This is a genomic window from Melittangium boletus DSM 14713 (assembly GCF_002305855.1).
Classification (GTDB): Bacteria; Myxococcota; Myxococcia; order Myxococcales; family Myxococcaceae; genus Cystobacter; species Cystobacter boletus.
The window spans coordinates 6,254,674-6,277,582 of the sequence record NZ_CP022163.1; the positions used below are offsets into that span (position 1 = coordinate 6,254,674).

17 protein-coding genes, 5 tRNA genes and 1 other RNA gene are annotated in these 22,909 nt (G+C 69.5%); 7 read left to right on the plus strand and 16 right to left on the minus strand.

Annotation, left to right across the window (positions count from 1 at the left end):
• Positions 1-121: 121 nt before the first annotated feature.
• On the plus strand, positions 122-1,678 hold the full coding sequence (locus MEBOL_RS26230) for a protein kinase domain-containing protein (RefSeq protein ID WP_095980023.1): 1,557 nt from the start codon (positions 122-124) through the stop codon (positions 1,676-1,678).
• Positions 1,679-1,690: 12 nt separating this feature from the next.
• On the opposite strand, the gene recR is transcribed toward MEBOL_RS26230, so the two are convergent.
• From recR to dnaX, 4 genes are read right to left on the minus strand one after another with little or no spacing between them, the layout of a single operon-like run.
• Positions 1,691-2,284, minus strand: coding sequence for a recombination mediator RecR (gene recR, locus MEBOL_RS26235; protein WP_095980024.1), 594 nt, complete (start codon positions 2,282-2,284; stop codon positions 1,691-1,693).
• Positions 2,285-2,290: 6 nt separating this feature from the next.
• Positions 2,291-2,608: a YbaB/EbfC family nucleoid-associated protein gene (locus tag MEBOL_RS26240; protein ID WP_095980025.1), complete on the minus strand. Its 318-nt coding sequence runs from the start codon at positions 2,606-2,608 to the stop codon at positions 2,291-2,293.
• A gap of 60 nt (positions 2,609-2,668) precedes the next feature.
• Positions 2,669-3,388, minus strand: a complete 720-nt coding sequence (locus MEBOL_RS42185; RefSeq protein ID WP_245918871.1) for a DNA polymerase III subunit gamma/tau — start codon at positions 3,386-3,388, stop codon at positions 2,669-2,671.
• 37 nt (positions 3,389-3,425) lie between these two features.
• Entirely contained in the window at positions 3,426-4,640 is a 1,215-nt protein-coding gene (dnaX, locus tag MEBOL_RS42190; RefSeq protein WP_095980026.1) for a DNA polymerase III subunit gamma/tau, read from the minus strand.
• A 184-nt stretch (positions 4,641-4,824) separates the two neighbouring features.
• Here dnaX and MEBOL_RS26255 point away from each other — a divergent pair, with 184 nt between their 5' ends.
• Positions 4,825-6,267 (plus strand): glycosyltransferase family protein, encoded by a 1,443-nt coding sequence (locus MEBOL_RS26255; RefSeq protein ID WP_095980027.1) that lies wholly within the window; start codon positions 4,825-4,827, stop codon positions 6,265-6,267.
• Positions 6,268-6,317: 50 nt separating this feature from the next.
• Here the strand turns inward: MEBOL_RS26255 and ffs are convergent.
• From ffs to MEBOL_RS26300, 9 genes are all read right to left on the minus strand, one after another.
• An RNA gene (gene ffs, locus MEBOL_RS26260) (signal recognition particle sRNA small type) lies at positions 6,318-6,410 on the minus strand.
• 30 nt (positions 6,411-6,440) lie between these two features.
• Positions 6,441-6,527 (minus strand) — tRNA-Ser (locus MEBOL_RS26265).
• 13 nt (positions 6,528-6,540) lie between these two features.
• Positions 6,541-6,627: transfer RNA gene (locus MEBOL_RS26270), tRNA-Ser, on the minus strand.
• Positions 6,628-6,632: 5 nt separating this feature from the next.
• The gene (tadA, locus tag MEBOL_RS26275) at positions 6,633-7,115 is read right to left on the minus strand and encodes a tRNA adenosine(34) deaminase TadA (RefSeq protein WP_218920818.1); all 483 of its coding nucleotides are present in this window, start codon (positions 7,113-7,115) and stop codon (positions 6,633-6,635) included.
• 7 nt (positions 7,116-7,122) lie between these two features.
• Positions 7,123-7,199, minus strand: a tRNA-Arg gene (locus MEBOL_RS26280).
• An 85-nt stretch (positions 7,200-7,284) separates the two neighbouring features.
• Positions 7,285-7,374, minus strand: a tRNA-Ser gene (locus MEBOL_RS26285).
• Positions 7,375-7,410: 36 nt separating this feature from the next.
• A tRNA-Ser gene (locus MEBOL_RS26290) sits at positions 7,411-7,497 on the minus strand.
• Between the two features lie 117 nt (positions 7,498-7,614).
• Positions 7,615-8,895, minus strand: a complete 1,281-nt coding sequence (serS, locus tag MEBOL_RS26295; protein WP_095980029.1) for a serine--tRNA ligase — start codon at positions 8,893-8,895, stop codon at positions 7,615-7,617.
• A 93-nt stretch (positions 8,896-8,988) separates the two neighbouring features.
• A complete protein-coding gene (locus tag MEBOL_RS26300) occupies positions 8,989-13,179 on the minus strand; it encodes a tetratricopeptide repeat protein (protein WP_095980030.1) in 4,191 nt (1,396 codons plus the stop codon).
• 211 nt (positions 13,180-13,390) lie between these two features.
• Between MEBOL_RS26300 and MEBOL_RS26305 the strand changes: the two genes are divergently transcribed.
• From MEBOL_RS26305 to MEBOL_RS26315, 3 genes are read left to right on the plus strand one after another with little or no spacing between them, the layout of a single operon-like run.
• Positions 13,391-14,704, plus strand: a complete 1,314-nt coding sequence (locus MEBOL_RS26305; protein ID WP_095980031.1) for a protoporphyrinogen/coproporphyrinogen oxidase — start codon at positions 13,391-13,393, stop codon at positions 14,702-14,704.
• A gap of 44 nt (positions 14,705-14,748) precedes the next feature.
• The gene (locus tag MEBOL_RS26310) at positions 14,749-15,459 is read left to right on the plus strand and encodes a glycosyltransferase family 2 protein (RefSeq protein ID WP_095980032.1); all 711 of its coding nucleotides are present in this window, start codon (positions 14,749-14,751) and stop codon (positions 15,457-15,459) included.
• Positions 15,460-15,467: 8 nt separating this feature from the next.
• Complete coding sequence (locus MEBOL_RS26315) at positions 15,468-16,412, plus strand: polysaccharide deacetylase family protein (RefSeq protein ID WP_095980033.1); 945 nt, start codon at positions 15,468-15,470, stop codon at positions 16,410-16,412.
• A 16-nt stretch (positions 16,413-16,428) separates the two neighbouring features.
• Here the strand turns inward: MEBOL_RS26315 and MEBOL_RS26320 are convergent, their stop codons facing one another.
• Both MEBOL_RS26320 and MEBOL_RS26325 read right to left on the minus strand, forming a co-directional pair.
• The gene (locus MEBOL_RS26320) at positions 16,429-19,428 is read right to left on the minus strand and encodes a serine/threonine-protein kinase (protein WP_170115597.1); all 3,000 of its coding nucleotides are present in this window, start codon (positions 19,426-19,428) and stop codon (positions 16,429-16,431) included.
• Between the two features lie 105 nt (positions 19,429-19,533).
• Positions 19,534-20,193 (minus strand): DUF4142 domain-containing protein, encoded by a 660-nt coding sequence (locus MEBOL_RS26325; RefSeq protein WP_095980035.1) that lies wholly within the window; start codon positions 20,191-20,193, stop codon positions 19,534-19,536.
• 215 nt (positions 20,194-20,408) lie between these two features.
• Between MEBOL_RS26325 and MEBOL_RS26330 the strand changes: the two genes are divergently transcribed.
• Together MEBOL_RS26330 and MEBOL_RS26335 are read left to right on the plus strand one after the other, a co-directional pair.
• On the plus strand, positions 20,409-21,263 hold the full coding sequence (locus MEBOL_RS26330) for a lysophospholipid acyltransferase family protein (protein ID WP_095980036.1): 855 nt from the start codon (positions 20,409-20,411) through the stop codon (positions 21,261-21,263).
• Positions 21,264-21,285: 22 nt separating this feature from the next.
• Positions 21,286-22,230 (plus strand): SDR family oxidoreductase, encoded by a 945-nt coding sequence (locus MEBOL_RS26335; protein ID WP_095980037.1) that lies wholly within the window; start codon positions 21,286-21,288, stop codon positions 22,228-22,230.
• Positions 22,231-22,465: 235 nt separating this feature from the next.
• Here MEBOL_RS26335 and MEBOL_RS42195 read toward each other — a convergent pair whose 3' ends face one another.
• Positions 22,466-22,894 carry a hypothetical protein gene (locus MEBOL_RS42195; RefSeq protein ID WP_245918872.1) on the minus strand — a complete coding sequence of 143 codons (429 nt, stop codon included), beginning with the start codon at positions 22,892-22,894 and terminating at the stop codon, positions 22,466-22,468.
• Positions 22,895-22,909 lie beyond the last annotated feature (15 nt).

Sequence of the window (22,909 nt, forward strand, 5' to 3'; positions counted from 1 at the left end):
GAGGTGGAGGAGGTGCGGCGGTCGTCTCCTCATCCACCCAACTTACCCAGTCTCATCCTCCTCCCAACCAGCCCCCTGGTCTCGACTATGTTGAAAAACTTGTCGGACACTCCACTAGCGCATGACGGTTTCCTCCTCCCTCGGGGACCTGCCAGGTCCCGGTCCGTGGCAGCGCCGGCCCTTCGGGGCCTATGTGCTCCTGCGCAAGCTGGCCGAGGGCGGGATGGCGGAAATCTTCCTCGCCCGCAGGGCGGACGGGGAGGGAGCCGGGCGCGATGTCGTCATCAAGCGGATGCGCGAGAGCCTGGTGGGCCAGCCGGACTTCGTGGAGATGTTCCGCCAGGAGGCGCGGGTGGCGGCGAGTCTGTCGCATCCCCACCTGGTGCGGGTGTACGACCAGGGCGTCAGCGAGGGTCGCCCCTACCTCTGCATGGAGTTCCTGCCCGGCGAGGACTTCTCCACCGTGGTGCGCCTGGCGAGCCTCCGGGGTGAGTACGTGCCCGTGCCACTGGTGCTGCGGGTGCTCGCCGACGCGGCGCGGGGTCTGCACCACGCGCATGAGCTGGACATCGTCCACCGGGATGTGTCGCCCTCCAACCTCTATGTGACGTACTCGGGGCTGGTGAAGGTGCTGGACTTCGGCGTCGCCCAGGCGGGCGCGGGGAGCACCGCCTCGCGTCCGGGCTCGGTCCTGGGCAAGTCCGTCTACATGGCGCCCGAGCAGGCGCGTGGGGGCGTCGTGGATCGCCGCGCGGATGTCTTCGCCCTGGGCGTGAGTCTCTACGAGGCCCTCACCCATGTGCGGCCCTTCGCCCGGGAGCGGGAGCAGGCGGTGCTCGAGGCCCTGCGCAAGGGAGACTGCGCGCCGCCCCGGGCCCTGCGCCCCGAGCTCTCCGAGGAATTGGAGGCCGTGGTCCTCCAGGCGATGGCCGTCGAGCCTTCCCGGCGCCATGCCACCGCCGCCGCGTTCGCCGACGCGTTGGAGGCGCTGTTGTCGCGTGAGCCGAGCGCGCCCACCCGTGCCCAGCTCGCCGCGCATCTGCGCGCCAGCGTTGGAGAGCGGCGCTACCAGGAGAAGACGGCTCCTCCGCCGTTCGTGGAGCGAGACCCCGCGGAGCTCGTGCCCCGGCGAGTGGAGGCGGGCCCGGGTTCGCGGCGTGCCGGGTGGGCGTTGCTGGCCGTTGCCGGGGGAGGCGTGCTGCTCGGGGGGCTGGCCTGGGGGTGGGGCCGCGAGCCCGTCGAGGTGGCTCCCGTGCCCGTCGTGTCCCGGGCCGCGCCCGAAGGGGTCGTGCCCGAGGTGGCTCCCGCCGCGCCGCTGGAGCCGCCGTCGCGCGCCTCGCCGGACGCCGAGCGGGAGGCGCCCCGTGGCGAGGAGAAGGCGAGCGCGCGCGTCTCGTTGGAGGCCGCGGACATCCAGCGGGTGCTGGCGCGCCATCGCGCACGGGTCTCGCCCTGCTTCGAGCGTCACAAGGACGATCTGCCCACGGACGAGGGAGACGTGCGGGTGCGTTTCACCATCCATGCCTCGGGCAAGGCGGAGCCGGTGACCGAGGGACCCCTGGCCGATCGGCCCCTGGCCCGGTGCCTGGAATCGCGGTTGAGGCGGCTGCGCTTTCCCGCGCATCGAGGCGGCTCGGTGTCCGTGGTGCTTCCCCTGGGTTATCGGGTCACCCGCTAGCCCCACCGACGCTCAGAGGTCTCGCCGGGCGCTGAGGGCCTTGGCCAGGGTGGCCTGGTCGGCGTACTCGAGGTCTCCGCCCATGGGCAGCCCCTGGGCGATGCGGCTCACGCGCAGTCCCACCGGCTTGAGCAGGCGTGTCAGGTAGAGCGCCGTGGCTTCTCCCTCCACGTCCGGGTTGGTGGCGAGGATGATCTCCTCGATGCGGCCGTCCCCGAGCCGCTCCAGCAACTCCTTGATGCGCAGCTGGTCAGGGCCCACGCCATCCAGGGGCGAGAGCACGCCGTGCAGCACGTGGTAGCGGCCCTTGAACTCCCGGGTGCGCTCGAGCGCCATCAGGTCCGCGAACGTCTCCACCACGCACAGCACGCGCTCGTCACGCCGCGAGTCCCGGCAGAAGCCACACAGCTCCGCGTCGGTGAGGGAGAAGCACCGGGCGCACAGGTGCACCTTCTCCTTCACCTCGCGGATGGCCTGGGACAGCTCCTGGGCGTACTCGCCCGGCGCGCGCAGGATGTGAAACGCCAGTCGCTGCGCGGTCTTCTCCCCGATGCCAGGGAGTTTCGCGAGCTGGGCGACCAGGCGATTGAGCGGATCAGGCGTCATTCGATCTCAAGTAATGCCGGGGATCTTCACGCCGCCCGAGATCTTGCCGAGCTCGCGCTGCATCTTGTCCCGGCTGCTCGCCAGGGCGGCGTTGACGGCGGCGGTCACCAGGTCCTCCAGCATGCCCAGGTCGTTCGGGTCCACGAGGGACTTGTCGATCTTGATGCTGCGCACTTCCTGGATGCAGTTGGCGACCACCGTCACCCGGCCGTCACCGGCCTGGGCCTCGACGGTCTCCTCGGCCAGTTCCTTCTTGCGCTGCTCGATCTTCTCCGTGAGCTTGTTGGCCTGACGGATGAAGTAGTTCAGGTCGATGCCGGGCATGGACTTCCTCGTGAGGGGCGTAATTCGGAGCGCGCACCCTAGCGTCGGGCGAACCCGTTGTCAGGGGCTCTCGTCAGGAGACTCGTTCGTCGGGACAGCGGCCGGGCGGGTAGGCAGGTCATAGACCTGGATGTGTTCGATTTCGCCCCCCAGCACCCGGAGGGCGGCGCGGAGATTGGGGTGGGCGCGGACGCGGCCCTCGGTGCTCTTCTCGTAGGCGGCCCGGTCGGAGGCGTCTTGAGCGGAGAGGCTGACCATGCCCGCCTCGGGGCGGGTGTCTCCGTCCGCGCAGTCCTGCACCACGAGTTTCGTCGGGCGGCCGAAGTGTTCGCTCAGGGCCTTCTCGACGAGGGCGCGGCCGTTGCCCCCGGCCACGGTCGTCTTGTGGAACGCATCCTTGGGCGGGTAGGCGACGGCCACCTCTCCCTCGCGGATCCAGAGCAGGCGTCCGCTGGCGAGTGACTTGGCATGCCGCCCGGACGTGTCCTTCACGGTGTCCACGGCCGAGCGCCACCGGTCCTGGAGCGGACGGCGGGGGTTGTCCCGGCCAGAGGCCGCCATGGGCGGTGCCGCGGGCCGCGAGGCGTGGTGGACGTCGAAGGGCCGGACGGACTCGGGCTCTGGCGCGGGGATGGGCGCGGGAGGCGCGTCGGGCAGGCATTCGCCCGAGGCACAGCCGTCGGCGGGCCCCTCTTCGGGGAAGAGGCGCTCGTCGTCGACCGGTGCCTCGACGGGCGGCGCGGCGGGACGCGCCTGCGGCGGTGGGCGCACGTTCGTCACGCGCACCGTGGGCGGAGGAGTGGGCGCGGCGGGCCGCTCAGTGGGAACGAAAGGGTGCTGAACCGGAGCGACCTCCCGGCGCTCCGGTGGCTACCTTGTGCACATCCTCGGGGCCGAGGCCGGCGGCGAGACGATCCACCTTCGCCAGCAGCTCTGGAATGGAGCCCGCGGGAGACAACTGGATGGCCTTGAGCAGCGCCATCTCCAGGGCGAGCCGGGGCTGGGCCGCGCGCGATACCTCCCACACGCATCCGTGCACGATGTCGAAGAGGCGGGAGATCTGCGCCGCGTCGGCGTCCTTGGCGAGCGTGGTGAGGGCGGTGCGCTCGGACTCGGCGAGTTCCGCGGGGGCCTCGCCCAGCGTCTTGGCGACGAAGAGGTGCCGCAGTTGGAGCGCCAGTTCCTCCGTGAGCCGCTTGAGGTCCAACCCGCGGTTGAAGACCTCCTCCACGCGCTCGAGAACCCGCTTCGCGTCCTTGCGCACCAGGGCCTCGGCGAAGTCCTGCACCACCGTGCGGTCGATGGCGCCCAGGGCGTCGGCCACGGCCTCGTCGCTCGGGTCCGAGCCGCAGGCGGAGAAGATCTGATCCAGGAGGCTGAGCGAGTCGCGCATGCCTCCCTCGGACTGGCGCACCACCATGGAGAGCGCCCGCTCGGAGATGGCCACCTTCTCCTGCGCGCAGATGTACTTGAGCCGCTCGAGCATCACCTTGGCGGGGATGCGCCGGAAGTTGTGGCGCTGGCAGCGCGAGAGGATGGTGTCGGGGAGCTTGTGGGCCTCGGTGGTGGCGAAGATGAACTTCACGTGGCCGGGCGGCTCCTCAAGCGTCTTGAGGAGCGCGTTGAACGCCGCCCCCGAGAGCATGTGGACCTCGTCGATGATGTAGATCTTGTGCCGGTCGCGCTGGGGCAGGTACTTGGCGTTCTCGCGAATCTCGCGGACGTTCTCCACGCCGTTGTTGGACGCACCGTCGATCTCCGCCACGTCCACCGAGGTGCCCGCGGCGATCTCCCGGCAGGCCTGGCACTGATCACAGGGACTGGCCGTGGGGCCCTTCTCGCAGTTGAGCGCCTTGGCGAGCAGACGGGCGGCGGTCGTCTTGCCCACGCCTCGCGGGCCGCAGAACAGGTAGGCATGCGCCACCCGGTCCATCTTGATGGCGTTGGCGACCGTGCGGACCACGTGCTCCTGGCCGGTCATGTCGTCGAAGGTCTGCGGGCGCCATTTACGGGCGAGAACGAGGTAGCTCATGGGGGGCACAAATCTAACCACGCCAAGCCCTCCCACGCACGTCTTCAGCTCCCCGGGCTCTACTTTTCCAGTCACTCCTCGTGAACGCGAGGCCCCACTTTCCGGGTCGGGCGTTTCACCGGGTGTTCGAGTGTCCCTCTTGCGCGGGCAGGGGAGGGCGGAGAGAGTCGCGCGGAACGCCTCGATGACCGTCTCCGCTTCCTTGCCGTCGTCCCTTCCTCCGTCCGTCGAGCCCGAGGCGATGCCCTCCCCGGGCCCGTGGCGGGGGGTGCTCATGGCCGTGGTGGGCGGGCTTGCCTTGTTGCCCGCCCTGCTCGCGGTGGCGCAGCTCGGGCGCATCCACCCGGATGAGGTGTACCAGTTGCTGGAGCCCGCCTGGTTCCGAGCCCACGGCTACGGCGTGATGGCCTGGGAGTGGCGCGTGGGTCTGCGCAACTGGGCCGCGCCGGGTGTGGCGTCGTGGCTGCTCCGACTGGCCGACGCGTTGGGACTCACGCATCCACTGGCCTACCGTGCCGTGCTCGCCGTGCCTCAGGTGTTGTTGCAGGGCTGGATGCTGTGGGCCACCTACCGCTTCGCCGAGCGCCGGGTGGGACCGGGGCCCGCCCTGCTCGCGGTGCTGGGGGTCGGGCTCTACGGTCCGGTGCTCGTCTTCGCGGGCCGCACCCTGGGCGAATCACTCTCCGCCGCCTTCCTGGTGGTGGCGATGGAGGCGTTGGACCGCCAGGAGGCGCCGGTACGCGCGGGGCTCCTGGGAGGCTGCACGCTGGGACTGGCCGTGGTGGTGCGCTACGGCTCGGCGGTGATGGTGCTGGTGGCGCTCGCCTGGCTGGTGGGGGCCCGGCGCTGGAAGGTCCTGCTCTTCACCTGCCTCGCGGGACTTGGCGTCGCGTTGGCCCTGGGGGCGCTCGATTGGGTGACGTGGGGCAAGCCCTTCCACTCCCTGCTCGCCTACGTGGATTTCAATGTGCTGTCCGGTCAGGCCGCGAGGCAGTTCGGCGCCTCGCCTCCTTCCTTTTATGCACTGCCCCTGCTCACCGCGTTGCCCCCGTGGTTCTGGGGAGCGCTGCCCCTGGGGTGGCTGTCCTGGCGTCGGCGGCCCGCCGTCTCCCTGCCAGGGCTCTGCGCGGCCGTCTACTTCACGGCCCTGTGCGCCACCGCTCACAAGGAAGAGCGCTTCCTCTACCCGGGACTCGTCCTCCTCGTTCTAGCCGCGGCTCCCCAGGTCGCCGGCTTCGTGGGGCGGCTCGGCGCGGAGCGTGGACGCAAGCTCGGAAGCCTCTTGCTCGTGGCCACCACGTTGCTCGCCGGCGTGCTCTACCCCCGGGAGGACCTGAAGGGAGACCAGTTCCGGGCCATCGTCGCGGCCACTCGGGGCGACGACGTCCGGGGTCTGCTCATCGTCAACGAGGGCCTGTGGGGCTCCGGAGGGTTCTTCTACATCGGCAAGAACATCCCCTGGATGACGTGTGACCGGCCGCGGGACGCGAACTTCCAGGCGGCCATGCGGGATGGGCGCATCAACCGCGCCGTCACCTTCGAGGGCCGAGCGCTCGAGGAGCTCCAGGCGGCGGGCTTCCGGGTGGTGACCCAGGTAGGGAGGGAGACCGTGCTCGCCCGGAAGTAAGCCCCAAAAAAGAAGGAGCCGAGTTCCCTTTTCGAGAACTCGGCTCCTTCATAAGAACGGCCGGGACACACGCGGAGGTGCGCTACCGTTGCTTCCTTCCGGACCTGGCGGGATTCACGTCCCCACGTTGCCCCGACCACAAGCGCTTCAAGCTACTTCAACAATACTAACGACGGAGAGGGTGGGATTCGAACCCACGATACCCTTTCAGATATACACGCGTTCCAGGCGTGCGCCTTCAACCGCTCGGCCACCTCTCCATGAGACTATCTGCGGAGAGCGTAGGATTCGAACCTACGATACCGTTCCCGGTATGCCTGATTTCGAGTCAGGTGCCTTCGACCACTCGGCCAGCTCTCCAATATTCACTTGTCTTGTTTCCTCGTCCGCAACCGGGCGAAGAAGTCCTTCAAAACCTGGCGGCAATCGTCCGCCATGATGCCACTCGTGACCTGGAGCCGGTGGTTGTGCCGGGGCTCCTCGGCCAGGTTGTAGAGCGAGCCGACGGCGCCCGCCTTGGGATCCAGGGTTCCGAACACGAGTCGGGTCACCCGGGATTGAACCAACGCTCCCGCGCACATGGCGCATGGCTCCAGCGTCACATACAGGGTGACTCCCGTGAGCCGCCAGACGCCCAGTGCCTTGGCCGCCGCATCCATCGCGAAGATTTCAGCGTGAGCCAGGGGGTTGCGGTCGATTTCGCGCCGGTTGAAGCCCGTGCCGATGATCTTGCCATCGTGGACCGCCAACGCGCCGACAGGAACTTCCCCAAGTCCAGCGGCTTCCCGCGCGAGCGCGAGCGCCTGCTGCATGAAAGCTTCGTCCAGACTCATGGGGAAAGGGGACAAGGAAAGGTGGCGCTCCCTGGAGGATTCGAACCTCCGGCCTTCGGATTCGTAGTCCGACGCTCTATCCAGCTGAGCTAAGGGAGCTTGCCGTTTCCTTCGTACCGCTTCCTACAGTTACTGTCGCTCTACCACAACAACTTTTTTCTGCGTTTTCTACAACCTCGATGAGTGGCGGAGAGAGAGGGATTCGAACCCTCGATACCCTTTCGAGTATGCAGGTTTAGCAAACCTGTGCCTTCAGCCTCTCGGCCATCTCTCCAGTGCCAGACCTGTCAAAGAACCGCACACGACAAAACGGAGGAGGTAGGATTCGAACCTACGGGAAGCTTGCGCCACCTGCGGTTTTCAAGACCGCTGCCTTCAGCCGCTCGGCCACTCCTCCACTGCGTCGCGCCGCGCGGTCCACCGTGCTGCGTGGTGGGCCGCCCTTCTACATCATCCTCCGCTCATTGCAACAACGTTGTGGGGTCCTCTTTTCTGACGAGGAGAGGCCCGCGCGCTAGAGGGGTTTGAGCTCCTTGATGCCCCCCATGTATGGCACCAGCACTTCCGGAATGGCGACGGTGCCGTCCTCGCGCTGGTAGTTCTCCAGGATGGCGATGGTCGTCCGCCCCACGGCCAGGCCACTGCCGTTGAGCGTGTGCAGCATCTGGGGCTTGTCTCCCTTCTGCGCCCGGAAGCGGATCTTCGCCCGGCGCGCCTGGAAGTCGCCGCAGTCCGAGCAGGAGGAAATCTCGCGGTACGCCGACTGGCCCGGCAGCCAGACCTCGATGTCGTACGTCTTGCGGGCGGAGAAGCCCATGTCCCCGGTGCACAGGAGCATCACCCGGTGGTGCAGGCCCAGTCGCCGCAGGATGTCGCAGGCGTCGTCCGTCATCTTCTCCAGCTCGTCCAGGCTCGACTCGGGCGTGGCGAACTTCACCAACTCCACCTTGTGGAACTGGTGCTGGCGGATGAGGCCGCGCGTGTCCCGGCCCGCCGCGCCCGCCTCGGCGCGGAAGCTCGGGCTGAACGCGCAGTAGCGCACGGGCAGGCTCTCGCCCTCGAGGATTTCGTCCGCGTGGTAGTTGGTGACGGGCACTTCCGCGGTGGGAATGAGGAAGCGCTCGGGCTCGCCCAGCGTCTTGAAGACGTCGTCCTCGAACTTGGGCAGCTGGCCGGTGCCCATCATCGTCTCGCGCAGCACGAGGTAGGGCGGCAGCAGCTCGACGTAGCCCTTCTGGGTGTGCACGTCGATCATGAAGGTGACGAGGGCTCGCTCGAGCCGGGCCAGGGCCCCCTTATAGAAGGTGAAGCGTGAGCCGGACACCTTGGCGGCCCGCTCGAAGTCCAGCATCCCCAGCTTCTCACCCAGCTCGAAGTGCTGCTTGGGCGTGAAGGGCAGGTTGGGCTTCTCGCCCCAGATGTGCGTCTGGACGTTGCCCTCGGCGCCATCGCCGGTGGGCACGGAGTCGTGGGGGATGTTGGGGATGACGAGCAGGATGCGGCTGAGCTCCTCCTCCACTTCCTTGAGCCGCGCCTCCTTCTCCTTGATGGACTGGGAGACGCCGCGCATCTCTCCGCGCAGGGCTTCGAGCGCGGCGGGATCCTCCTTGGCCTTGCGCTTCATCTCCTCGTTGGCGGCGTTGCGGCGCGCGGAGAGCGACTCCATGGCCACGTAGAGGTCGCGCCGTTCCGACACGAGGCTCTTGAAGGGGCCGAGGTCCAGGCTGCCGCCCCGGGACTGCAACCGGGCGACGACCGCATCGAAGTTCTGCGCGACGTACTTGAGATCCAGCATGGCGGTGCGGTTTGTAGTCACCCCACGCGCACCGGGCAAGGCAGGAAGCGCCCCGAGCGCCCGGAATAGGACGCCCGGGGGGAAATCCGGGAGCTACTGGAGGAAGGCGATCTCGTCCTCGATCTCCTTGCGATCCTGGGCCTCGGGCTTGCGCGAGAGGTACTCACGGAAGGACTTGACGGCGTCCTTCTTCTTGCCCTTCTCCTTGTAGGCGTAGCCCAGGTGGTACCAGCTGTCGGCGTTGTCCGGCGTCTTGGCCAGCGCCTTGTTGTAGAACTCGATGGCCTTGCCGTACTGGCTCTGCTCGCTCCAGGCGCGGCCCAGCTTGTAATAGACCTGGGTGAGGCTCGGGTCGGCCTTGAGGGCCTGCTCGTAGGACTTCACGGCGTCGCGCCAGTGCATGGCGGTGAAGTGCGCGTCTCCGATGGAGGCGAGGGCCCGGGTGCGCGTGGGATCCGCCTTGAGCGCGGACTGGTAGGCGCTGATGGCCTCGTCGATCTCGTTGCGCTCCAGGTGCGCCTGGCCCAGGGCCTCGTAGGCATCGACCAGCTTGGGGTCCAACGTGATGGTCTTGTTCCACTCGGAGATGGCGTCCGCAGGCAGCTTGGCGTCGCGGTAGAGCAGGCCCAGGGCGTAGTGGTAGTCGGCCCGCTTGGAGGCGCGCTCCACGGCGGTCTTCATGCTCTCGATGGCCTGGGTGAACTCGCCGCGCCGGGCCTTCACCTGCGCGAGGTAGAAGTTCGCCTCGGCGTTGGAGGGCTCGCCCTTGAGCGCCAGCATCAGGTTGGTCTCGGCCTCCTTGAAGCCGTTGTTGGCCTCGGTCTCCTTCTTCTCCTGACGCAGGGCGCTGCCCTTGTCGAGGTAGACGGCGCCCAGCGTGGTGGGGATGGCCACCGAGCGCGGCTCCTCCTTCTTGGCCCGCTCCAGCTCGGCGATGGCGTCGTCCAGCGCGCCCTGGCGCCACATCACCGTGCCCCGTTGCAGCCGCCCGCCCTTGAGCGAGTGCGGATCCAGCTCCAGGGCCTTGTCCGCCTCCTGGCGGGCCTTGGTCAGGTCCCCGGCGAGCAGTGCCAGGCGCGACAAGCCGAGGTGGGCATCGGCGAGGTTGGGATCCAACCCGACGGCGCGCGTGAACTCCTCCTGGGCCTTGGCGATGTCGTCCTCCGCGAGCGCCAGCTCTCCCAGGCCCACGTGCACGGGGGCCTTGTCGGGCGCCTTGGCGGCGGCCTCCTCGAACTGGGTCTTGGCCTGATCGTTGTGGCGCAGGCGCAGGTGGAGCCGGCCGAGCGAGACATGGGCCTCGATGAGCTGCGGGTCCGCCTTGAGGGCCTTCGTGTAGTGCTGCTCGGCGGAGGAGTTGTTGTCGCGCGCCTCGTCGATGCGGCCGTAGAGGTATTCGATGTGGGCGTTGTCCGGGAAGCGCTTGCTGGCCTCCTGTACCTGCTTCTGGGCGTCCTCCACCTTGCCGAGCGTCACCAGGGTGGAGATGAAGCCCTCCGTGGCGTCGATGTTCTTCGGCTCGGCCTTGGCCACCGCCTCGAAGAAGGGCAGGGCCTGCTCGAACTGGCGCTGGGCCTGGAGCACCTGTCCCAGGTAGCGCTTGACGGTGAGGGAGCCGGGCTCCTTCTCCAGCGCGGCGCGCAGTTCCTTCTCCGCTTCCGGCAGGTTGAAGAGCTGGAAGAGGGCGATGCCCTTGAGCGTCCGCGCCCGCGACAGCTCCGCCGGACCCATGTGCGCCTGGGCCTTCTCGTCGAGCGCGCGCTCGGCCGCGTCCAGGCCCTTCTGGGCTTCCTTGCGCAGCAGCAGCTCCACCGCGGCCAGCTCCACCGTGGAGATGAGGTGCGTGGGGTCCGCCTCGAGCGCGGCCTCGTAGGCCTTGACGGCCTCGTCCGCCTTGCCCACCTCCTGGTAGAGGTTGCCCAGGGCGTGCTGGGCCTTGGCCAGCTTGGGCTCCTTCTTGATGACCTGATCCAGCGTCGCGATGGCCGCGGCGTTCTGCTTCATGCTGGCCTGGGCCTCGGCCAGCAGCAGCGCGAGTTCCACGTCGCCCTTGTTGTCGTCCCGGCTCCAGGCGCCGCTGAGCACCCGCAGGGCGCCGTTCGCATCGCGCGCGACCAGGGCCGAGCCCGCCAGGTACTTCACGTACTCCAGGTTCTGCTCCCCCAGCAGCTCCAGCCGCTCGCGCATCTCCTCGGCGCGGCAGTCCGCCACGTCGCTGCCCGGGGACACCGAGTAGCGGCGCTGCAGATAGAAGGTGGCCTGGCACCAGAGGGCCCGCACCTCGGGGTACTCGTCGTCCGCGAGCACCTTGGCCGCGTGCTCACGGGCCTGCTTGTAGCCCTCGACGGAGTCCAGGAGCAGCGCCTTGTGCGCGGCGTCCACGCTCGCGGCGAGCTCGGAGCCGGCCTTCACCTTCGCGGGGAAGAGCTTCTTCACGCCGAAGACGCCGTAGCGCGTGGCGCCAAAGCCCAGGCCCACGCTCAGCACCACCACTCCCGCGGCCACGGAAATCACCAGGGGCAGGCGCTGCTTCACCTTGCCCATGATGATTTCCGCGCGCGAGGTGGTGTCCACCACGGACACCTGGGCCATGCGGCCGCCGTAGAGCTGGTTGATGCGCTCCATGTTGGCGGCGCTCGCGGCGTTGGCGGCGGCTGGGTTGCTCGCCTTGCTGTCGGCGGCGGGCGCGGCGGCGGCGACGGCGGGCGTGCCCGGACCCTCCATGAGCTTCTGGATGGCCGCGGCGAAGATCGCCACCGTGCCAATGGGGACCCACCCCTCGCCATCCGAGGACACGTCCTCGTTGCCGAGCAGCTGGCCGTCCTCGAGCATCTTGACGACCACGCCCTCCTCGAACGGGCCGAACACCTTGCCCGAGCGGCGGCGCACCTGGTAGCGGCGCACCTGGCCCCGGGCCTTGTTGGCCCCGTTGTCCTTGGCCGCGTCGTCGATGAAGCTGAGCATCTCCAGGCCATCCGCGGCGCCCGTCGTGGGCGGTGGCGGCAGCGGCGCGGACAGGTCGACCTCGAGGTCATCGCCCCCCGGCGGCATGGCGGGCGCGGTGGGATCGAACTCGAGCGCGTCGGGGATGGACGCGGGGGAGGCCCCGGCGGACGGGCCACCGAAGTCCACGTCGTCGAACCCCGGGGTGCCCGTGGTCACCCCTCCCTCGGCGGGAGGCTCGGAGAAGTCGAGGCCGACGTCCATCGACATGGGCTCGCCGGCGACCGCGCCCGCCGGGGGCGGAGGCAGGGCGAAGGGGTCCTCCTCGACGGCGGCGAAGGGGTCCGCGGCCTCGGCCGCCGGGGGCGGAGGCAGGGCGAAGGGGTCCTCCTCGACGGCGGCGAAGGGGTCCGCGGCCTCGGCCGCCGGGGGCGGAGGCAGGGCGAAGGGGTCCTCCTCGACGGCGGCGAAGGTGTCCTCCGCCGGAGGCGGCAGGGCGAATGCGTCGTCGGCCTGGACGGAGGCGAAGGACTCCTCGGGCTGGGGCGGCGGCATGGCGAACGACGCGTCCTGGGCGGGGTCCCCCGCGTAGGCGTACGGGTCCTCGCTGGAGGCGGGAGGCGGCAGGGCGATGGCGTCCGCCGGAGCCTGGGCGTACGGGTCCGCGGCGTAGGGGTCCCCCGCGTAGGCGTACGGGTCCTCGCTGGAGGCGGGAGGCGGCAGGGCGACGGCGTCCGCCGGAGCCTGGGCGTACGGGTCCGCGGCGTAGGGGTCCCCCGCGTAGGCGTACGGGTCCTCGCTGGAGGCGGGAGGCGGCAGGGCGACGGCATCCGCCGGGGCCTGGGCGGCGTACGGGTCCTCGGCGTAGGCGTCACCGCCATACCCGTAGGGGTCGCTCGCGCCGGGCAGCGGAATGGCCTCCCCCGCGGGGGCCTGGGGCGCGCTCATGCCGTAGTGGGCATTCGACTCCGGCTCGGACGTGCTGATGTCGAAGTCGTCCGCGGGCGGCGTGGCGCCGGGCAGCGGAATGGCCTCGCGTGCGGGAGGGGGCGCGTTGTCGCGGAACGCCGCGCTGGGCAGGGGGAGGGACACCACGCGCGTGGTCTCCTCCACGGGCCGGTGCAGGTCATCCGAGCCGCCGAAGGCGGGCGCCTGGGGCCGGGCGGGACCGGGCAGGGGAATGGCGGCGGGCGCGGCGGCGGCGGGGGCGCTCGCGGACTCGTCCGGCTTGATGGGAAAGGTGTTCTGGCACCGGGCGCACTTGAGCTTCGCGCCGCCCGGCGGGATCCGCTTGTCATCGATGTTGTAATTCGTCTGGCAAGACGGGCAGGAGACTTTCATGGGTTTCCTCAGCGGGGGCCCTCGGACACGAGCGACCGAACTCCCGCAGCGCGGCGCAGGTTACCCGACCCCTCGTCCAGGCGGCAAAGAACGCGACACCGCTGGCGCGTGAGGGTCTGGTGGCAGGGCAGGCGGGCAGGAGTCCGCTTTGGCGTGGATCACACGGTTTCTGCCACCCCCGGCTTCCGGGTGAAGGTGGTAGACGGGCCTCATGGAACCCATCGTCATCCTCGGCGCGGGCCTCGCGGGGCTGTCCGCCGCGCATTTCCTGCAACGTCCCTGGCACCTCGTCGAGAAAACCGACCGGGTCGGGGGCCTCATCAAGACCGAGGTCATCGAGGGGTGCTTCTTCGATGCCACCGGCCACTGGCTGCACCTGCGGGACCCGGAGATCAAGGAACTGGTGAATACCCGCTGGTTGCCGGACCAGCTCGTCTCCATCCAGCGCAAGGCGGCCGTGTTCTCACGGGAGGTGTTCACCCGCTTTCCCTATCAGGTGAACACCCACGGGCTGCCGCCCGAGGTGGTGGCGGAGAACCTGGTGGGCTACGTGGAGGCGATCTACGGGGAGAAGGGCCGGGCGCTGCGCGAGCGCGAGCCGCGCGACTTCGCCGAGTTCATCCTGCGCTACATGGGCGAGGGGTTCGCCAAGAACTTCATGTTCCCCTACAACAAGAAGCTGTGGACGGTGGACCCGTCCGAGCTGTCCGCGGCCTGGGTGGGGCGCTTCGTGCCCCGGCCCTCGCTCAAGGAGGTGGTGGATGGGGCCCTGGGCGTGGGCAGCGATGCCCTGGGCTACAACGCTTCCTTCCTCTATCCGCGCGAGGGGGGCATCGAAAGCCTCGCCCGGGCCATGCGCGCCCATCTGCGAGGGGGTGAGCTGAGCGTGGGCGTGGAGCCCACCGCCGTCGATTGGAAGGCCCGCCAGGTCTCCCTGTCCGATGGGCGCACGCTCGGCTATTCGCAGCTCATCTCCTCGATTTCACTGCCGGGACTGGTGCGGCTGGTGGGCAAGGGCGCCTCGGGGGTGCCCGACGAGGTGCTGGCCGCCGCCGGGCGTCTGCGCGCCACCACCGTTACCTACGTGTGCGTGGCGGCGCGCGGGAAGAACCGTCAGCCCTGGCATTGGATCTACCTGCCCGAGCCCGAGTTCCACTCGTACCGCATCGGCTCGCCCTCGGCGGTGTACGCCCCCCTGGCGCCTCCGGACACCGCCACCTTCTGCGTGGAGTACAGCCACCATGGAGAGTTGTCGCTCGCGCGCGCCGAGGCCCTGGCCGTGGAGGACCTGGTGCGCTCGAGGATGGTGCACTCGGCGGAGGAGCTCCTCTTCGCCCGGGCCCGGGAGATTCCCCACGCCTATGTCCTCTACGACGAGGCCTACGGGGCCGCGAAGGCGGAGATCCTCCGCTTCCTGGAGCACGCGGGCATCCTCCCCGCCGGGCGCTATGGACAGTGGGAGTACTCCTCCATGGAGGACGCCATCCTCGCGGGCCGGGCCTGTGCTCGCCGGCTGAACGGTTGACGGTCGACGGACCCGGAGGGGCGTGCTACGTCACCCGGCCGTCCATGGCTCCGTTTCTCTCCATCGTCATCCCCGTCTACAACGAGGCCTCCATCGTCGCCTCCGCCGCGGCGGAGCTCACCCAGGGACTGGACGCGCGGGGCTGGGACTATGAGGTCATCTTCGCGGAGAACGGCTCGCGCGATGCCACGCCGGAGATCCTCCAGGGCCTGTGCGAGCGCCACCCGCGCCTGCGCTGGTTCCACTCGGAGCGGCCCAATTATGGCGTGGCGCTCAAGGCGGGCATCCAGAAGGCCCGGGGCACCTACGTCTTCTGCGACGAGATCGACCTGTGCGACCTGAGCTTCTATGACGCCGCGCTCCCCCTGCTGGAGAAGGGGGGCGTGGACATGGTGGTGGGCTCCAAGGCGGCCAAGGGCGCGAGCGATCAGCGCCCCCTGGTGCGGCGCCTGGCCACGCGGGTGCACAACGGCCTCTTGCGCGCGGTGCTGGACTTCCAGGGCACCGACACGCATGGCCTCAAGGCCTTCCGGCGAGAGGCGCTGCTGCCCGTGGTGGCCCAGTGCGTGGTGGACATGGACGTGTTCGCCAGCGAGTTCGTCATCCGCGCGTGGCGCCAGGGCCTGCGCGTGGTGGAGATCCCCATCAACCTCCACGAGAAGCGCCAGCCCTCCATCCACCTCTTCAAGCGCGTGCCCAACGTGCTCAAGAACGTGGGCAAGCTCGTCTACGTCATCCGCATCCGCGGGACGTGAGGCGCGGCATGGCGCGGCGGCTCGCTTCCATCTCCGTCGACCTGGACTCGCTGCCGCACTACTGCCGCATCCAGGGACTGCCCGAATCGCTGCTCGACGCGAGGGCTCGGGGGCTCGTGTACTCCACGGCGGTGCCCCGGTTGCGCGCGTTGTTCTCGGAGGTGGGTGTTCCAGGCACCTTCTTCGCCATCGGAGAGGACGTGGAGGCGGACCCCTCGGCCGCCCGAGCCCTTGGCGAGGCGCACGCGGCGGGGGTGGAGGTGGCCAGCCACAGCTTCTCGCATGACTACGCGCTGACGCGCCGGACGCCCGCGTTCATCCACGAGGACCTGCGGCGCGCGGACGCGGTGCTCGAGGCGGCCACGGGCGTGCGGCCGGTGGGCTTTCGCGCCCCGGGCTACACGCTCAACGCGGCCCTGTACGCGGCGTGCCTGGAGCGGGGCTACCTCTACGGCTCCTCGGCGTTCCCCGCCGTGCCCTACTACTCCGCGAAGGCGGCGGTGATGGGGGCCCTGGCGATGCTCGGGCGTCCCTCTCGGGCGGTGCTGGACTCGCCCCGGGTGCTGCTCGCGCCGACGGTGCCCTACCGGCCGGAGCCGACGCGGCCCTACTCCCGAGGCTCGGGCGCGGTGCTGGAGTTGCCCATGACGCTCGTGCCCGGCATGCGCTTCCCCTTCATCGGCACCTTCGTCACCTCGCTGCCCTGGCCCGCCGTCCACGCCGCCTACCGCGCCTGCCGGGGCTCGCCCTTCTTCAACCTGGAGTTGCACGCGGTGGATGTGCTCGACGCCGACGACGGCATTCCTCCCGCGCTCGTGCGCCAGCAACGGGACCTGCGGGTGCCCGTGGCGCGCAAGCTCGAGCGGTTGCGAGCGCTCTTCACCTGGCTCCGGGACGACTACGACGTGGTGACCCTGCGGGACGCGGCTTCCCAGCTCGCGTCCACCGTGTAGCCGCTCGTCTCGTGGCTCAGGGGATGGGCTCGGCCAGGAGCGTTTCCCGGGCCTTCTCCGTGGCGAGTTCCGCGCGGGCCTGCTCCAGCAGGGCGCGCAGTTCGGCGCGGTGGGATTCTGGCGCCAGGCGCAGCGCCTTCTCCAAGGGAGGAATGGCCTCCTTCCACCGCTTCATGCCCACCAGGACCCGGGCCAGCTCCTCGAGGGACTTCGCCACGAGGGGATGCTCGGGTCCGAGCGCTTTCTCCCTCACGGCCAGTGCCCGCGCGTAGGCGGCTCGCGCCTCGTCCGGACGGCCGAGGTCCCTCAGCGAGTTGCCCAGTCCGTGCAGCGATATCGCCACGAGGGGATGCTCGGCTCCGAGCGCCTTCTCCTGGAGGGCCAGCGCGTGCAGGTACTGGGCACGTGCCTCGTCGGGCCGGCCCATCTCCCGCAGCAGCTTCCCCAGTTCATCCAACGGATCGGCCAGGTCCGGGTGCTCCTTGCCCAGCGCCTTTTCCATGATGGCCAGCGCGCTCTCGAAGCGCGTGCGCGCCTCGGCGTGGCGGCCCACGTCCCGAAGCGCCACGCCCAGACTGATATGGGAGTTGGCCACGTCCGGATGGTCCTTCCCCAACGTCTTCAACCGGACCGCCAGCGCCTGTCCCTGTAGCGAGAGCGCTTCCTCGTGCCGCCCCAACGCGCCGAGCGCCAATCCCAGGTTGTTGAGCGAGCTGGCGACATCCGGGTGGTTCTCCCCCAGTGCCTTCTTGCGGATGGCCAGGGCGTGTTCGTGCATGTCCCGGGCCTCGTCGTACCGGCCCTGCTCCAGGAGGGTCGCGCCCAGGTTGCTGTAGGACAGCGCCACCTGCGGGTGCGAGGGCCCCTGGGTCTTGCGCCGCAGCTGCAACGCGCGCTCGAACCAGACGCGGGCCTCCTCGAACTTGCCCATCGCCGAGAGCACGGTGCCCAGGTTGTTGATCGACGCCGCCACCAGGGCGTGCTCCGGCCCGAGGACCTTCTGCCTCAACTCGAGGGCGCGCGTGTGCAGCCGCAGGGCATCCTCGTACCAGCCCATGTTCTGGTAGGTGATGGCCTCGGTGTTGAGCGCTTCCGCGCGTGTCGCGTCATCGTCCGCGCATTCCACGGCCGACTCCAACGCCAGCATCATCCCGGCCGCTTCCGGATAGCGTGCCTGCCTCCAGCCCACCTGGCGCACGAGCAGGGTCCACGCCTTGGCGACCAGCCGCAGATCCTTGCTCCTCGCGGCGAGGGGAATGGCCTGGCGCACCAGGTCCTCGGCTCCGGCGTAGTCCCCGGCGGATTCCCTCAGGAGCGCGACCTGATGGAGCGCCTGGGCCTTCAGGGGCGGGTAGTCCACCTTCTCCACCTGACGCAGCCACTCCTGTCCCGACGCGAGCGCGTCCGCGTAGCCTCCCGCGAGCCGCAGCGCCTCCAGTTGATCCATGCGTGTCTGCAGGGCCTCCACCTGGACGCGCACGGTGGGATCCCCTGGCGGAGGCACCGTCGACGTCAGCGCCTTGGCATCCGCGCAGTCCTCCAGGGGGGACAGTGACTGCACGGCCTGCACGGCCTTGGCCAGCCTGTCCGGTGTGGGGCCGCGTGCGTACAGCTCCGTGAGGGTGCGCAACTGGCCGCGCCGCCGCTCCAGGCAGTAGGCCCCGCGCACCACCAGCTCCTGGGCGGCTGGCTCGGGATCCTGACTGGCCCGGCAGGACTCGGTGCTCAGCCGGACCCAGGTGCTCGCGTAGGCGTCGAGCTGCGCGGCCACCTGGGTGAAGGTGTCCCGCGCATAGGGCAGGTGGGTGTCCAGGAAGGCCCGCTCCATCCGCGCCCGCATGTTCGCGTCCCAGGTGCCGAGCAGGCGGCGCTCCAGGTTCGTGCACGCCGCTTCCTTCCGCGGAGCGGAGGCCGGGCCGGAGATCGCCAGGGCCACCAGGGAGCCCACCAGGGCGGCCAGCAGCCATCCCCGCTTGCGCATCCGGCGCCGGGTCTCGGGGTCCTTCTCCAGCGCGTTGACCAGCTCGCGCATGGAGGCGGGGCGAAGGGTGGGGTCCGCCTGGAGTCCGCGCAGCAGCGAGCGCTCCACCCACGCGGGGACGTCCGCGCCCGCCGGTGGCGGCCGCACGCGGCCCTCGCGCTGGTTCTGGATGGACTCGGCCTGGGTGGCGCCCGCGAAGGGGTGCTCGCGGTAGAGGGCCTCGTGGAGCGCCACGCAGAAGGCGAACACGTCACTGCGCGCGTCGGCGGCTCCCGCGCGCAGCAGCTCGGGGGCCATGTAGCGGGGCGTGCCCAGCAGCGTGCCCTTCATGGTGAGGGGGCTGTCCAGGGCACCCATCGGCAGGGTCAGCTCGTCGGGCAACTCCAGCGCCGGGGAGGACTCCGCGCGCGCCAGGCCGAAGTCCATCACCCGCGCCCGCCCGTCCCGGCCCACCAGGACGTTCTCGGGTTTGAAGTCCCGGTGGACGAGCCCCGCCTCGTGCGCGGCCGCGAGCCCATGCCCCGCGGCCACGTACACCCTCAGGATGTCGCGCCAGGAGCGGGGCGTCTGCTCGGTCCACTTGCGCAGCGTCTGCCCCTCCACCATCTCCATGGCGATGAAGATGTCGCCGTCCTCGAGCGTGCCGACGTCGTAGACGGCCACCACGTTGGGATGGGACAGGCGCGCCATGGCCTGGGCCTCGCGCACCATGCGCGTGGCCAGGTCCTCCATGGAGTGGCCGGTGTCCGCCTCGCTGCGCAGCAGCTTGAGGGCCACGCGCCGGTCCAGGCGCGAGTCGTAGGCGGACACCACCTCGCCCATGGCGCCCCGGCCGAGCGCGTGGAGCACGGTGTAGCGGCCCGCCAGGTTCTGTCCCGGCACCACGCGCGGGCGCGGCGCGGCCGTGTGCGCCGCGGCGGGTTGCGCGTTGCCCAACAGGGAGGCCGAGGGCGCTCGCACGACGGTGGGGCCGTCGACGTCCATGGAGGGTATGCCCGAGTCTCCGCTGGTGCGCGGCGCCTCCTCATCCCGCATGTCTCTGCCTCCCGGGGGTTGCATCGTGACGACGGGCCCCCTCATACCTTGGATGGGGGCCCGTCCGACAGCGGCCAATCGGCCGATGCCCCGGGAGGCGGGCGGTCAGTCGCCGATGAAGCCCTGGAGCGAGTTGATCTGGAACTCGTGGCCCTGGAGCACCGGCCCCGTGCGGCTGAGCAGCAGGGCGAGCGACGTGTCATCGCGGTAGCGATTCAGCCCCTCATTGACGAGGTCTCGCCCGTCCTCCTGGTCATCCTCGATCTGTTCCAGGAACTCCTTGTCGAACTCGCGGCCGCTCAGGCTCGCCAGTTCATCCCGGCGCTCGAGGAACTTGTTCACCTGCTTGTCGGTCTTCTTGTCGTAGGACTTGTCGCCCTTCTCCGCGCCCTCGATGGCGCCCTCGTAGCCCGCGCCACCCGTGGCCGTGTCCCTCGTGGACAGGTCCACCAGGGCGAGCGAGAAGGCCTTGGAGTCCGCCAGCGTCTGGAGGTCGGCCAGGTGGTTCTGGTGGTCGCGGATGAGCACCTGGGCGAAGCGGCGCACCTCGGGGTTGCTCGAGCGCTCCAGGGCGAGCTGCCCCAGGGCGATCTGCTTCTGGTCGAAGAGCGCGAGTTGATCCGCGAAGCGGACCTTTTCCGCGAAGGCCTCGCCGACCTTCTCCCCCTGGCTGCGCGCGTGCCGGGCGTCGCTATGCGCGCACCCCGCGCCCATTCCCAGCGCCGCCAACAAGCCCACGCCCCACAGCGTTCGCCGCATCGTCATGTGTCGTCTCCTTGGCTAGATGGACGCTGCAAAACTGGGCAGGGTGCCAAGGGCCCACAACCACCGGAGCGGCCAGGGAGACGGGCGCTCGGCGGGCGTGCTGGGGAGAAAGCTTCAATCCCACGCGAACGCGGAGGGGCCCTCGTGGACTGTCCGACGCGCGAGCGGACAGAGCCGGACTCCCAGTAGGGGAGGCGATGGTATAGACCTCCCCCATGTTCGAGCAGCTCGGCGACAAGGTGAAGCAGGGGCTCCGGGAATGGACGGAGCGCATGGTGGGCCCGGAGCGCAAGCAGCGCCTGGAGGCGCTGGCCCACGGCGAGCACGAGTACGGAGTGGATCCGTTCGGGTTCAACCTGGACTACAGCCTGTCGGCGCTCGCACCCCTGGTGTGGCTCTACCGCAACTATCACCGGGTGGAGACGTCCGGCATCGAGAACGTGCCCTCGGGGCGCGTGCTCCTCGTGGCCAACCACTCGGGTCAGCTTCCCATGGACGGCGCCATGATTGGCATCGCCCTGTTGATGGAGGCCAACCCGCCCCGCCATGCGCGCAGCATGGTGGAGAAGTGGGTGCCCACGCTGCCCTATGTCTCCACCTTCATGGCGCGGGTGGGGCAGATCGTGGGCACGCCGGAAAACTGCCGCCGCCTGCTGGAGTCGGAGGAGGCCATCCTCGTCTTCCCCGAGGGCACGCGGGGCCTGGGCAAGCTGTGGCCCCAGCGCTACCAGTTGCAGGAGTTCGGCCTGGGCTTCATGCGCCTGGCGCTGGAGACGAACACCCCCATCGTCCCCGTGGCCGTGGTGGGCGCCGAGGAGCAGGCTCCCGCGCTCATGGACGTCAAACCCCTGGCGAAGCTGCTGGGCTTTCCCTCGTTTCCCGTCACCGTCACCGGCCTGCCCCTGCCCCTGCCCACCAAGTACCGCATCTACTTCGGGGAGCCGCTGCACTTCACCGGCCGTCCGGACGACGAGGACACCGAGCTGGACAAGAAGGTGCGCACCGTGAAGTCCGCCATCCAAGGCATGCTCAACCAGGGCCTCAAGGAGCGTCAGGGCGTTTTCTGGTAGAGGGCCGCCCGAGCACCGCGCCATGAATCAGGATCCTTCCAAGAGACCAGCCGTCGTCGTCACCGGCATCAGCGGCAACCTGGGGCGGACACTCGCCAAGCTGCTGCACAAGCACGAGCGCATCATCGGCATCGACCGGCGCCCCTTCGCGGGCCGGCCCAAGGATGTCGAGATGTACGAGATGGACCTGCGCAAGAAGAAGGCGGAGGACGTCTTCCGCAAGAACGACATCCGCGCGGTCATCCACATGGGCATCATGCATGATCCGCGCATGAGCGAGGAGGAGCACCACTCCTTCAACGTGGTGGGCACCACGCGCCTGCTCGAGTACTGCGCCAAGTACGGCGTCCAGAAGGTCGTGGTGCTGTCCTCGGCCAACGTCTACGGCCCCAGCCCGGACAACTCCAACTTCCTCACCGAGGACGCGCCGCTCATGGCGGCCAGCCGTTTCTCGGGCGTGCGCGACCTCATCGAGGTGGACATGCTCGCGCACAGCTTCTTCTGGAAGCACCCCCACATCCAGACGGTCATCCTGCGGCCGGTGCACATCGTGGGCCCCACCATCAAGAACGCGCCGAGCAACTACCTGCGGTTGCGCTACCCCTGGGTGATGGCGGGGTTCGATCCCATGGTGCAGCTCATCCATGTGGAGGACGTGGCGCGCGCCATGGTGGAGGCGGCCCTGCGCCCCGAGCCCAAGGGCGTCTACAACGTGGTGGGCCCTGGCGAGGTGCCCCTGTCCGCCATCCACGGAGAGCTCGGGCACAGCCCCGTCCCCGTGCCGCACCCGGTGGCCCGCCCGCTCCTGGGCCTGCTCTTCAAGTACCGGCTGGCCAACTTCCCCCCTCCCGAGTTGGACCACATCCAGTTCCTGTGCAACGTGGACGGCTCGCGCTGGCGCAAGGACGTGGCATGGCAGCCCCGGCACTCCATGCGCGACACCATCCGCTCCGTCATCGGGGACTAGCCCGCGGCGAGACCCTGACATGCTTGTCATGTCCGGGGGCGGTTGGGGGCCTCGTGCACTGGGGTGGGCTCACTCAACCCTTTGATTTCCAATGGGATGGACACGTCTCCGGGGGTGGCACCCGGATTGCTTTATCGACACGTCATCCAGGGGGTTCCATGGGGGAACCTCCGACGCCCATCGCTCCGGCCGGCCCCGGGGCGGTGGGCGCTTTTTTTGGGGGGAAGCAGCCAACTCAGGGCAGCGCGCCGTCGAAGGGCCCGCCCGTCTGCTTCTCCAGGAGCCACTGGCCGTTGCGGAAGATGAACTCGGAGGTGACGGTGTCCCGCTTCACCGACATCGAGGGCAGGCGCGTCCAGCTGAACTGGCTGGTGACAGTGGCCCGATCTCCCGACTCGTCCATCTCCACGCCCTCGATTTCGTACTCGGTGACGTCCAGGTCCTGCTCGTCCTTGTTCTCCTTCAAGGACTTGTCGAAGTCCTTGCGGCGCTCGGGGACGACGTAGCGGGTGGCGAAGCGGTAGTCCTTCCACCTCACCCGGCGGTGGAAGTCCTCCACCGTCGTCTTCAGGGCCTCCAGCTCGGAGGCGGACTTCTTCTTCTGGGAGTGGGAGCACGCCCCACACAGGAGGCTGACGAGGAGCACGGGGAGCAGGCGAGTCACCCAGATGACGCTAAC

Coding starts and splice junctions, on each gene's coding strand:
- MEBOL_RS26320 (WP_170115597.1), bottom strand. CDS start 19,428: ATGCGGGATGAGGAGGCGCCGCGCACCAGCGGAGACTCGGGCATACCC.
- MEBOL_RS26315 (WP_095980033.1), top strand. CDS start 15,468: ATGGCGCGGCGGCTCGCTTCCATCTCCGTCGACCTGGACTCGCTGCCG.
- MEBOL_RS26310 (WP_095980032.1), top strand. CDS start 14,749: ATGGCTCCGTTTCTCTCCATCGTCATCCCCGTCTACAACGAGGCCTCC.
- MEBOL_RS26230 (WP_095980023.1), top strand. CDS start 122: ATGACGGTTTCCTCCTCCCTCGGGGACCTGCCAGGTCCCGGTCCGTGG.
- MEBOL_RS26325 (WP_095980035.1), bottom strand. CDS start 20,193: ATGACGATGCGGCGAACGCTGTGGGGCGTGGGCTTGTTGGCGGCGCTG.
- MEBOL_RS26240 (WP_095980025.1), bottom strand. CDS start 2,608: ATGCCCGGCATCGACCTGAACTACTTCATCCGTCAGGCCAACAAGCTC.
- MEBOL_RS26330 (WP_095980036.1), top strand. CDS start 20,409: ATGTTCGAGCAGCTCGGCGACAAGGTGAAGCAGGGGCTCCGGGAATGG.
- MEBOL_RS26335 (WP_095980037.1), top strand. CDS start 21,286: ATGAATCAGGATCCTTCCAAGAGACCAGCCGTCGTCGTCACCGGCATC.
- dnaX (WP_095980026.1), bottom strand. CDS start 4,640: ATGAGCTACCTCGTTCTCGCCCGTAAATGGCGCCCGCAGACCTTCGAC.
- MEBOL_RS26300 (WP_095980030.1), bottom strand. CDS start 13,179: ATGAAAGTCTCCTGCCCGTCTTGCCAGACGAATTACAACATCGATGAC.
- MEBOL_RS26255 (WP_095980027.1), top strand. CDS start 4,825: ATGACCGTCTCCGCTTCCTTGCCGTCGTCCCTTCCTCCGTCCGTCGAG.
- recR (WP_095980024.1), bottom strand. CDS start 2,284: ATGACGCCTGATCCGCTCAATCGCCTGGTCGCCCAGCTCGCGAAACTC.
- serS (WP_095980029.1), bottom strand. CDS start 8,895: ATGCTGGATCTCAAGTACGTCGCGCAGAACTTCGATGCGGTCGTCGCC.
- MEBOL_RS26305 (WP_095980031.1), top strand. CDS start 13,391: ATGGAACCCATCGTCATCCTCGGCGCGGGCCTCGCGGGGCTGTCCGCC.